Genomic DNA, 9,522 nt, shown 5'->3' on the forward strand with positions numbered 1-9,522 from the left:
GTGTCGGCACCGGTGCCTGGGCGAGCTGGCGGTCGCCGGTGAATTCGTGCAGCGGCCGGCCGGAAAGATGCTCGACCCGGTCCGCCATGGCGGCTTGCGAGCGCGGGCCGACATTCAACATATGACTGAAGTCGGCAAAGATCGCCGGCAGGGAACTTGGCGCCGCGATCAGCACCAGGCGTCCCGCCGCCAGCGGCGGGATGTTCTTGACCGAACCGGCGATGGCATTGGCGGCGACGGCGCCGCCGAAGGAATGGCCAACCGCCGCCGCGAACGGGCCGAACCATTCGCCGGCAACCCGCACCGCATCCACCGCATTGACCATGTTCAGGCGCCGGCCCTGCGACTGGCCGTGGCCAGGCAGGTCGAGCGAAACGACCCTGTAGCCGGCGGCGCGATAGCCTTCGATCAAGGCGCGCATATATTCGGTGCGCGAGCGCCAGCCATGGACGACGAGCACCGTGCCGACGGCCGCCCTGCCCGGCTCGGGCCGGAACTCGTGCACCATGACGCAGCCGGTCGCGGTCTTCAGCCGGTGATGACGCGCCTCGGTCATGAACCCCGTCGCACGCTCGACAGCGCGGCGCTCGCCATCGCTGAGCGCCTTGACATTCGGGGTGCGGCAGAACAATTCGAACGCCGCGCGTCCGCTGAGCCGCGGCGCGACACGCTCTGCCGCACCGAACACGCCCCGGATGACCTTCAGCCCGAATGATGCCATAGTGAGAATCCATCCATACGTTCAAGCATGAACATAATAGTTCAAAGATGAACAATAAACAAGAGCTGCCTTGGGACAACCCGCGTTTCCGCAACTGGGTCGCGGTGGCGCGCGCCTGCCATGTGCTTGAGCGCACGCTGGCGGTGAAACTTGCGCCGCTCGATTTGAAGCCGGCGCAGCTCGACGTGCTGATGAACCTCTATCGCCACCCCGGAATGTCGCAGCACGATCTTGCCCGCAAGCTGCTCGTCGGCCGCTCCAACATCACCATGCTGTTGCCGCAGCTGGAAGCGCGTGGCCTGCTGCGTCGCGAAGGCGACGAGAAGGACAAGCGCATCCTGCGGCTCGCGCTCACCGAGGCCGGCGAGGCGCTGCTGATGCAGGCGCTGAAAGTGCATATGGCGCTGATCGAGAAGGCGATGAGCCAGTCGACGCCGGAGCAATGCGACATGATCGGCGAGCAGATGCGCAAGATCTATGATGTGCTGAATGAGGCTTGAGCGCCCTTCAGCCCAACCTTACCACATCGTCTTCTTCGCCCGTTCCGGCCATTCCTTGTCGTAGGTTTCGCCGTCGATGTTCTTGCGGCTGGTGATTTCCAGGATCTGTCCGGGCGTCGGCAGCGACTTCGGCTCGACATGCCTTGCCGGGTTCCAGAGCTCGGAGCGGACGATGGCCCGGGCGCATTGGAAATAGACCGCATCGATGTCGACGACGGTCACCGATCGCGCCGCCTTGCCGTCCACCGTGAATGACGCGCACAGCGCTGTATCCGTTGTGATGTGGGCGCGGCCATTGACGCGCAGCGTCGTGCCGGAGCCCGGCACCAGGAACAGCAGGCCGACGCGTGGGTCGCGAATGATGTTTTTCAGCGAATCGGCGCGGTTGTTGCCGCGTCGGTCCGGCATCATCAGCGTTTTCGGATCATGGATGCGCACGAAGCCGGCGAGATCGCCGCGCGGCGAGCAATCAAGCCCCTCCGGCCCGCTGGTCGCCAGCGCGACAAAGGGCGAGGCTTCGATGAAGGCGGCATATTCGGGAATGATGTGGTCGAGTTCCTTGACCAGCGAGGCCTCGCCTGGAACGCCATAGAGTGCCTCGAGCTGCTCGACCGTGGTGATGACGGACATGTTTTCGCCTCCAAACCTTTGCCGGCGCTACCCCAGATCGATGACATCTTCACGACAGCGATGCCCTAGCGGTCCCGGCTAAGGCCCTTTTCCGCAAGCTCCGCGAGATAGGCTTCCCAGCGCGCATCCTTCTCGTGGCCGAGCGTATGCAGGTAATTCCAGGTGAAGATGCCGGTGTCGTGGAAATCGTCGAAGGTGATGCGCACGGCGTAGTTGCCGACCGGCTCGATCTTCAGGATCGCCACATTGCGCTTGCCGGGGACCGTCACCCGCTGATCCGGCGAATGGCCCTGCACTTCGGCCGATGGCGAGGCGACGCGCAGCAGTTCCGCCGGCAGTTCGAACGGATGGTGGTCGGGAAAGGTGACGGACAGAAGTTTGCGGTCCTTGGAAACCCTGAGTTCTTTCGGTGCGGTCATGCTGTTCGATCCCGTGTCATCCGCCCTTCCCTACGCCGCTTCGCCAAACGGGAAAAGGTCTGATGAGACCGACCGACATGCGATGTCGGCTGAGAGATGTTACCAAAGATCGAGAGGCGCTATCTTGAACAGCAGGCCGGATCGTATCACATAGCGGTATATAACGAAGCCGTTCACGGCCACGGGAAGCGCTTGAAGCATGGACATGATTGATCCTTTCGGCCGCACGATCAGCTATCTCCGCGTGTCGGTTACCGACCGCTGCGATTTCCGCTGCACCTATTGCATGGCCGAGGACATGGCCTTCCTGCCTAAGAAGGACCTGCTGTCGCTGGAAGAGCTCGACCGGCTGTGCACGGTTTTCATCGAAAAGGGCGTCAGGCGATTGCGGCTGACCGGCGGTGAGCCGCTGGTGCGCAAGAACATCATGCATCTGGTGCGCCAGCTGTCGCGGCATCTCGAAAGCGGCGCGCTGGAAGAACTGACGCTGACCACCAACGGCTCGCAGCTGTCGCGCTTTGCCGCCGAACTCGCCGATTGCGGCGTCAGGCGCATCAACGTCTCGCTCGATACGCTCGATGCCGACAAATTCCACAAGATCACCCGCTGGGGCCATCTCGACAAGGTCATGCAAGGCATCGATGCCGCGCAGGCGGCCGGGCTCAAGGTCAAGCTCAACGCAGTGGCGTTGAAGGATTTCAACGACGCCGAGCTGCCCGAGATGATGCGCTGGGCGCATGGCCGCGGCATGGACCTGACGGTCATCGAAACCATGCCAATGGGCGAGATCGATGCCGACCGCACCGACCAGTATTTGCCGCTGTCGCTGCTGCGCGCGTCGCTCGAACGCCAGTTCACGCTGACCGACATTCCCTTCAAGACCGGCGGCCCGGCGCGCTACGTCCAGGTCGCCGAGACCGGCGGACGGCTCGGCTTCATCACGCCGATGACGCATAATTTCTGTGAGAGCTGCAACCGCGTCCGGCTGACCTGCACCGGCACCCTCTATATGTGTCTCGGCCAGGAAGATGCCGCCGATCTGCGCGCGCCCTTGCGCGCCTCGGAAGGCAACGAGCTGGTCGCCGAAGCTATAGACGAAGCCATCGGCCGCAAGCCCAAGGGCCATGACTTCATCATCGACCGCCGCACCAGCCGCCCATCGGTGTCACGCCACATGAGCGTCACTGGCGGCTGATCTTTCCGTGAAATTCATGCAATATCGCTTCGGGATCATGACTTCGAGGCGAGCATGCGGCTGCACTCTTCATTCCTGGTCATTGCGACAATGGCAGCAACCAGTGCGGTCGCCGCGCCATTCACCTATGTGAACGATCGCTTCGGCACTGTCTGCACCTTTCCCGACGACGTCTTCACCGATCGCCAGCCGGAGCCCGACAATGGCGACGGACAGCAATGGCTGAGCGCCGATGGCGCCAGCCTGATCTGCTCGGGCATCCTCAACGTCGACGACGACACGCCGAAAGGCTTTGTCGCGGCGGAGAAGGCGAGCAAGAAGCCGGGCTACAAGGTCACCTACAGCAAGGCCGGAAAGGACTGGGCCGTGCTGTCGGGCCTGAGGGATGGAAAGATATTCTACGAGCGACGTCTGTTTGGGAAAGACGGTATCATCCGTACGGTCTGGGTCGACTACCCGCCGGCGCTGAAGTCGAAATACGATCCGCTGGTCGGCGCCATCGCCGGCAGTCTCAAGGGGCCATGACGGTTTCGGACCACACCCCAGAAAAAGTCTTGTTCGCGAACCGCAGCCGGATTTACGGCCAGTCTGTTCCAGCCTAGCCTTCCCCTGGAAGCTGCTCTTCGCTCGCAGGGGGATACACCATGCGCAAACTCGTTCTTTCTCTGGCACTGCTTGGCCTCGCGGCCGTGCCCGCGGCGGCGCAGTCGATCGGCGGCACCTATACGGTCGCCGGCACCAACTTCGACGGCTCGGCCTATGGCGGCGAAGCCACCATCACGCTGACCAGCGGGACGACCTGCGCGATCCATTGGGAAACTGGTGGCTCATCTTCCGACGGCATCTGCATGCGCAACGATGATGCCTTCTCCGCCGGCTATGTCATGGACAAGGACATTGGCCTCGTCGTCTACAAGGTGGCGGCGGACGGTTCGCTGCACGGTCTTTGGACGATCGCCGGCAAGGAAGGCAATGGCACCGAGGTGCTTACGCCGAAGAAGTAAGTTCGCCATCGCAGGCGATATTCCGGGCCACAAACAAGGCTGTGGCCCAGTCCTTTGCTGTTGCTGTTTCATGCCCGACTGTTACAGGCTTGCTGCCTAAAGCGCGTCGCGTTTGAACGGATTCAGGCCACGCGCTTCAGGTCTTTGTTTCTTATGCATGTCGTTTCCCCAAAACCGAGGTCACTTTTGGGCGATATGTATTAGCAGAACCGGTAGCCGTCTTGCCCCTGTCTCCAAATCTTCACGGCGCGTTGTTCATGATGGTGGCGATGGCCGGCTTCACCCTCAACGACGCCATAACCAAATACTCGTCGCAATCGATGAACATGGCGCAGGTCATGTTGATCCGTGGGGCTTTCGCTTCGCTTTTCGTCGGCCTGCTGGCCTGGCAGCGCGGCGCTCTCGCCCGCCCGGGCTCGATGCTGCAGCCTCTGGTCGCCTTGCGCGTGATCAGCGAGGCCGGCGCAACGGTGAGTTTCCTCGTCGCCCTCGCCCATCTGCCGATCGCCAATGTTTCGGCGGTGCTGCAGGCGCTGCCGCTGGCGGTGACGATGGGAGCGGCACTTGTCTTTGGCGAGACTGTCGGTTGGCGGCGTTGGCTGGCCATCGCCATCGGATTTGCCGGCGTGCTGATCATCGTGCGGCCGGGCTTCGAAGGGTTCAGCGTCTACTCGCTGTCGGCGCTGGCCAGCGTCGCCTGCTGCGCGGTGCGCGATCTCGCCACCAAGCGGATCCCCAAGGCCATTCCGACATTGCTGGTGTCGACCGCGACCGCGCTTGCCATGACAATCGTCGGCGCGGCGCTGTTGCCGGCAATGGGCGGCTGGACGCCGATGACGGGCAACAGCACGGCCCTGCTGGCCCTGGCTGCTGTGCTGGTGATTATCGGCTACCAGTTCATCATTATGGCGATGCGGGCGGGCGACATCTCCTTCATCGCGCCGTTCCGCTACACGGCCCTGATCTGGTCGATCCTGCTTGGCCTGTTCATCTTCGCGGACATTCCCGATCTGCCGATGATCGTCGGCGCCACCATCATCATCGGCTCCGGCCTCTATGCGCTCTACCGCGAGCGGGTCGTCGGCCGGCGCAAGATCGTCGCCGAAAGCACGGGGCCAAGCATGGTTCCGGACGGAATCTAGCCAGATCATTGAAGGTTCTTGTGATTTCCGACGGCTGGCGTACAGGCTTCGTGGCATGAAGCGAGACATTGCGGGGATTGTTCTGGCCGGTGGCCAGTCGAGGCGGATGGGCGGCGGCGACAAGAGCCTGTTGCCGCTTGGCGATGGCTGCCTGCTTGACCAGGTCGTGTCGCGCTTCGCCCCGCAAATAGAATCGATGGCGCTCAGCGCCAATGGCGACCCTGCACGATTCCTGCGCTTTGGACTGCCGGTGCTTGCCGACAGCGTGCCCGGCTTTGCCGGTCCGCTCGCCGGAATCCTGACCGGCCTCGAATGGGCCGCGGCCAACAGGCCTTGCAAGGCGATCGTCAGCGCTGCCGGTGACACGCCTTTCCTGCCGTTGGACCTTGTCGAGCGTCTGGCAGGGGCCGCCGATCAAAGCCCCGGTTCTATTGCCGTTGCCCGCTCGGCCGGCAAGCGGCATCCGACCTTCGCGCTGTGGCCGATCGGCTGCCGCGATGCCTTGCGGCACTTTCTGGTCGATCAGGATATCAGGCGGGTTTCGGCTTTCATCGACCGGCAGGGTTTTGTCGAGGTGGAGTTCCCGGTTCCGCCATCGGCGGGGATCGACCCTTTCTTCAACATCAACGAACCGGACGATCTTGTGTCTGCCGAGCGTCTGTTGCAGAGCATCAAGCCATGAACAGACGCGTCTTCGGCATCACCGGCTGGAAGAATTCCGGCAAGACGACTTTGACCGAGAGGTTGGTCAGCGAATTGGTCCGGCGCGGCTGGAAGGTGTCGACGGTGAAACATGCCCACCATGACTTCGACATCGACAAACCTGGCGCGGACAGCTTTCGCCACCGGCAGGCCGGCGCCACCGAAGTCGCGATCGTCTCCGGCGTTCGCTGGGCACTGATGCACGAGCTGCGCGGCGAGGATGAGCCGACATTGGAGACTGTCCTGTCGCGGCTTGCCCCTTGCGACCTCGTGCTGGTCGAGGGCTACAAGCGCGAAGCCCACAGCAAGATCGAAACCCGCCGGCTGGATGCGAAGGACCGCACGCCGCTTTCGGCGGAGGATCCCAACATCGTCGCTGTCGCCGCCGATTTTGCCATTGAAGGCGAGCTGCTGCCGGTATTCGATCTCGACGATGCAAAATCGATAGCCGACTTCATCGAGCGCACCACCGGGCTCGTTGCTTGAGCGCTGACGCAACGGCAGAATAGCCTTGCCCATTTTTATGGTTTTGCAGTTGCTTTTTTCTTGGAAAGAGTGGGAGTATCGCGCCAGCGGGCGGTCAAAAGCACCGCCCCACAGAGCCGTTCGGAACGACGGCCGGGACCATAAAGAGAGGACCATCATGCGTATTTCACTGCGTATCGCGCTTGCCGCTTCGGCCGCGCTGCTGACGCTCGGCGTCGCCCAGGCCCAGGAAAAGACCCTGAGGATCGGCACCGAAGGCGCCTACCCGCCCTTCAACAACCTTACCGCCGATGGCCAGCTCGTGGGCTTCGATATCGACATCGCCAAGGCGCTTTGTGATGAGATGAAGGTCAAGTGCACCTTCGTCGCCCAGGATTGGGACGGCATCATTCCAGCCCTCCAGGCCGGTAAATTCGACGCCATCGTCGCCTCGATGTCGATCACGCCGGAGCGCAAGGAGAAGGTCGACTTCTCGAACAAATACTACAACACGCCCTCGGCGATCGCCGTGCCGAAGGACAGCACGCTGAAAGGCGTGACCAAGGAAGATCTCGCCGGCAAGACCATCGGCGTCGCCACCACCACCACGCATTTCAACTATGCCTCGAAGACCTACACCGACAGCACCGTGAAGGGCTATCCGAGCAGCCCCGAGGAGCAGGCCGATCTTGCCAATGGTCGTCTCGACGCCATCGAGGACGATATCGTCGTGCTGCAGCAGTTTCTGGACTCGCCTGACGGCGCCTGCTGCAAGATCCTCGGCCAACCTTCGCCGCAGCCGGTCGAGATTTTCGGGCCTGGTGCCGGCATTGCCGTACGCAAGGGCGAAACCGACCTGGTCAACAAGCTCAATTCGGCCATCGCCGCCATTCGCGCCAATGGAAAATACAAGGAAATCAACGACAAGTATTTCAAGTTCGACGTCTACGGCGCCGAGTCCTGATAAGCCAGGTCAAGACGGCGGGGAATTTCCCCGCCGTCTTTCTATTCGTCTTGGGAATGCCGTGAGGATAAGACCGGTCGATGCCAGCCCAGAGCATATGGACACTTCTCAGTTGGGGACCTGAAGGCTGGCTTGACGATATTGCCTATGGCGCACTGATCACCATTGCGTTGGCGCTTGCCACGCTGCCCATCGGATTGACGATCGGCTTTTTCATTGCACTCGCCAAGCAGTCCGAAGAACCGTCGCTGCGCCTTGCCGCCAACATCTACACCACCGTCTTTCGCGGCCTGCCAGAACTGGTGACGCTCTTCCTGTTCTTTTTTGGCATGCCGATCCTGCTGCAGCATCTCGTCAGGTATTTCCGGCCTGACGTCACCATCGACGTCAACAGCTTTGTCGCCGGCATGATCGTGCTTGCACTGATCTTCTCCTCCTATGCCAGTGAGGTTTTCCTTTCCGCCTTCCGCGCCATTCCCAAAGGCCAGTATGAGGGCGGCTATGCCATCGGTCTTTCGAACTGGCTGACCATGCGCAAGGTGATCGTGCCGCAACTGCTGCGCATCGCGTTTCCTGGACTGGAGAACTGCTGGCTCAGCCTGCTCAAGGACACGTCGCTGGTGTCGGTCGTCGGCCTGGCCGAGACGCTGCGCAATGCCAGCATTGCGGCCCGCGTCACCAAGCACGCTTTCCTGTTCTTCGGCGTCGCCTCGCTGGTCTTTCTTGGCCTGGCCGTCCTGTCGTCCTTCGCCACCAATGCGATCCTGCGCTCGCTTGGCCGGCGGGAGGCGCAGCGATGAGCGCCACGGCCACCATGGTCGAACGTCCGCCGCCACGGGCGCGCGGCTGGCCGCGCAGGCGTATCGCCGGTTACGCGCTGGTGGGCCTATGGATTTTGTTCGGAATCGGCATCGTCAGCTATCTCTTCCTTGCCTGGAATCCTGATTTCTTTGCCAAATATGCGCCGGCTTATCTGAGCGGGCTTGGGGTCACGCTGGCGCTGGTTTCCATATCGATGGTACTCGGCGCGATCCTGTCGGTGCCCGTCGCTTACGGGCGCATGTCCAGCAACCGGATCCTGTCCGGCCTCGCCTATTGCTACGTCTATTTCTTCCGCGGCACGCCGCTGCTGGTCCAGACCTATCTGGTCTACTACGGATTGGGCTCGTTCCGCGTCGAACTCCAGTCGGTCGGCCTCTGGGATTTTTTCAAGGACGCGTTCAATTGCGGCGTCTTTGCCTTTGCGCTCAACACGGCCGCCTACCAGGCGGAGATTCTGCGCGGCGCCATAGAGAGCGTGCCAAGAGGGCAATGGGAAGGGGCGGCCTCGCTTGGCCTGCATAAGCTGCAGACGTTGCGCAAGATCATCCTGCCGCAAGCCTTGATCGTCGCCTTGCGGCCCTATGGCAACGAACTGATCCTGATGGTCAAGGCGTCCGCCATCGTCGCCATCATCACGGTCTACGATCTGATGGGCAATGCCAAGCTCGCCTTCGCCAACTCGTTCGACATCCAGGCCTATATCTGGGTCGCCCTCGTCTATCTGGTGATGGTCGAGATATTGCGGCATGGCGTCGAATGGATCGAGCGCCGGATCACCGTTCACCTGAAACGCTGACGATTTTCGATTCGGCTGCACCAGTCGATCAGGCTATACGCGTCTTGACGAATTGAGCGCAGAGCCTAGAGCTTTCGCAGCAAATTCCGTTTCCATTCTGAAGGGCAAGCTCATGGCATCTGTGGCATTTCTCGGTCTTGGCGTGATGGGCTATCCGATGGC

13 protein-coding genes are annotated in these 9,522 nt (G+C 61.9%); 10 read left to right on the forward strand and 3 right to left on the reverse strand.

Annotated elements, in window-relative coordinates; all coding sequences use genetic code 11:
• Window positions 1-721, reverse strand: a 721-nt coding sequence (locus tag EOA22_RS15305; protein ID WP_127390065.1) for an alpha/beta fold hydrolase, incomplete at its 3' end; no start/stop codon positions are given.
• A gap of 47 nt (window positions 722-768) precedes the next feature.
• On the opposite strand from EOA22_RS15305, the gene EOA22_RS15310 reads away from it, so the two are divergent.
• Window positions 769-1,221 carry a MarR family transcriptional regulator gene (locus tag EOA22_RS15310; protein WP_013531696.1) on the forward strand — a complete coding sequence of 151 codons (453 nt, stop codon included), beginning with the start codon at window positions 769-771 and terminating at the stop codon, window positions 1,219-1,221.
• An 18-nt stretch (window positions 1,222-1,239) separates the two neighbouring features.
• On the opposite strand, the gene EOA22_RS15315 is transcribed toward EOA22_RS15310, so the two are convergent.
• A complete protein-coding gene (locus tag EOA22_RS15315) occupies window positions 1,240-1,851 on the reverse strand; it encodes a pyridoxamine 5'-phosphate oxidase family protein (RefSeq protein ID WP_063167992.1) in 612 nt (203 codons plus the stop codon).
• Between the two features lie 65 nt (window positions 1,852-1,916).
• A complete protein-coding gene (locus tag EOA22_RS15320) occupies window positions 1,917-2,270 on the reverse strand; it encodes a DUF971 domain-containing protein (RefSeq protein ID WP_013531698.1) in 354 nt (117 codons plus the stop codon).
• A gap of 199 nt (window positions 2,271-2,469) precedes the next feature.
• Between EOA22_RS15320 and moaA the strand changes: the two genes are divergently transcribed.
• From moaA to EOA22_RS15365, 9 genes are all read left to right on the forward strand, one after another.
• Window positions 2,470-3,465, forward strand: coding sequence for a GTP 3',8-cyclase MoaA (moaA, locus tag EOA22_RS15325; protein ID WP_013531699.1), 996 nt, complete (start codon window positions 2,470-2,472; stop codon window positions 3,463-3,465).
• A 54-nt stretch (window positions 3,466-3,519) separates the two neighbouring features.
• Entirely contained in the window at window positions 3,520-3,990 is a 471-nt protein-coding gene (locus tag EOA22_RS15330) for a hypothetical protein (protein WP_063167991.1), read from the forward strand.
• A gap of 119 nt (window positions 3,991-4,109) precedes the next feature.
• Window positions 4,110-4,469, forward strand: coding sequence for a hypothetical protein (locus EOA22_RS15335; protein ID WP_013531701.1), 360 nt, complete (start codon window positions 4,110-4,112; stop codon window positions 4,467-4,469).
• Between the two features lie 221 nt (window positions 4,470-4,690).
• Window positions 4,691-5,611, forward strand: a complete 921-nt coding sequence (locus tag EOA22_RS15340; RefSeq protein WP_063167990.1) for a DMT family transporter — start codon at window positions 4,691-4,693, stop codon at window positions 5,609-5,611.
• A gap of 55 nt (window positions 5,612-5,666) precedes the next feature.
• On the forward strand, window positions 5,667-6,293 hold the full coding sequence (mobA, locus tag EOA22_RS15345; RefSeq protein WP_063167989.1) for a molybdenum cofactor guanylyltransferase MobA: 627 nt from the start codon (window positions 5,667-5,669) through the stop codon (window positions 6,291-6,293).
• Window positions 6,290-6,799, forward strand: a complete 510-nt coding sequence (mobB, locus tag EOA22_RS15350) for a molybdopterin-guanine dinucleotide biosynthesis protein B (protein WP_024503305.1) — start codon at window positions 6,290-6,292, stop codon at window positions 6,797-6,799. The genes mobA and mobB overlap by 4 nt, the downstream gene beginning before the upstream one ends.
• 157 nt (window positions 6,800-6,956) lie before the next feature.
• Entirely contained in the window at window positions 6,957-7,742 is a 786-nt protein-coding gene (locus EOA22_RS15355) for an ABC transporter substrate-binding protein (protein ID WP_013531705.1), read from the forward strand.
• An 80-nt stretch (window positions 7,743-7,822) separates the two neighbouring features.
• On the forward strand, window positions 7,823-8,542 hold the full coding sequence (locus tag EOA22_RS15360) for an ABC transporter permease (RefSeq protein WP_024503306.1): 720 nt from the start codon (window positions 7,823-7,825) through the stop codon (window positions 8,540-8,542).
• On the forward strand, window positions 8,539-9,360 hold the full coding sequence (locus EOA22_RS15365) for an ABC transporter permease (protein ID WP_024503307.1): 822 nt from the start codon (window positions 8,539-8,541) through the stop codon (window positions 9,358-9,360). The genes EOA22_RS15360 and EOA22_RS15365 overlap by 4 nt, the downstream gene beginning before the upstream one ends.
• Window positions 9,361-9,522: the final 162 nt, after the last annotated feature.

It is taken from the genome of Mesorhizobium sp. M7A.F.Ca.US.014.04.1.1, from assembly GCF_003998745.1.
GTDB classification, from domain to species: Bacteria; Pseudomonadota; Alphaproteobacteria; order Rhizobiales; family Rhizobiaceae; genus Mesorhizobium; species Mesorhizobium ciceri.

What these genes read in the sequence shown, in the direction of transcription:
- EOA22_RS15310 (WP_013531696.1), top strand. Translation starts at nt 769, where the DNA reads ATGAACAATAAACAAGAGCTGCCTTGGGACAACCCGCGTTTCCGCAAC.
- EOA22_RS15315 (WP_063167992.1), bottom strand. Translation starts at nt 1,851, where the DNA reads ATGTCCGTCATCACCACGGTCGAGCAGCTCGAGGCACTCTATGGCGTT.
- EOA22_RS15320 (WP_013531698.1), bottom strand. Translation starts at nt 2,270, where the DNA reads ATGACCGCACCGAAAGAACTCAGGGTTTCCAAGGACCGCAAACTTCTG.
- moaA (WP_013531699.1), top strand. Translation starts at nt 2,470, where the DNA reads ATGGACATGATTGATCCTTTCGGCCGCACGATCAGCTATCTCCGCGTG.
- EOA22_RS15330 (WP_063167991.1), top strand. Translation starts at nt 3,520, where the DNA reads ATGCGGCTGCACTCTTCATTCCTGGTCATTGCGACAATGGCAGCAACC.
- EOA22_RS15335 (WP_013531701.1), top strand. Translation starts at nt 4,110, where the DNA reads ATGCGCAAACTCGTTCTTTCTCTGGCACTGCTTGGCCTCGCGGCCGTG.
- mobA (WP_063167989.1), top strand. Translation starts at nt 5,667, where the DNA reads ATGAAGCGAGACATTGCGGGGATTGTTCTGGCCGGTGGCCAGTCGAGG.
- mobB (WP_024503305.1), top strand. Translation starts at nt 6,290, where the DNA reads ATGAACAGACGCGTCTTCGGCATCACCGGCTGGAAGAATTCCGGCAAG.
- EOA22_RS15355 (WP_013531705.1), top strand. Translation starts at nt 6,957, where the DNA reads ATGCGTATTTCACTGCGTATCGCGCTTGCCGCTTCGGCCGCGCTGCTG.
- EOA22_RS15360 (WP_024503306.1), top strand. Translation starts at nt 7,823, where the DNA reads ATGCCAGCCCAGAGCATATGGACACTTCTCAGTTGGGGACCTGAAGGC.
- EOA22_RS15365 (WP_024503307.1), top strand. Translation starts at nt 8,539, where the DNA reads ATGAGCGCCACGGCCACCATGGTCGAACGTCCGCCGCCACGGGCGCGC.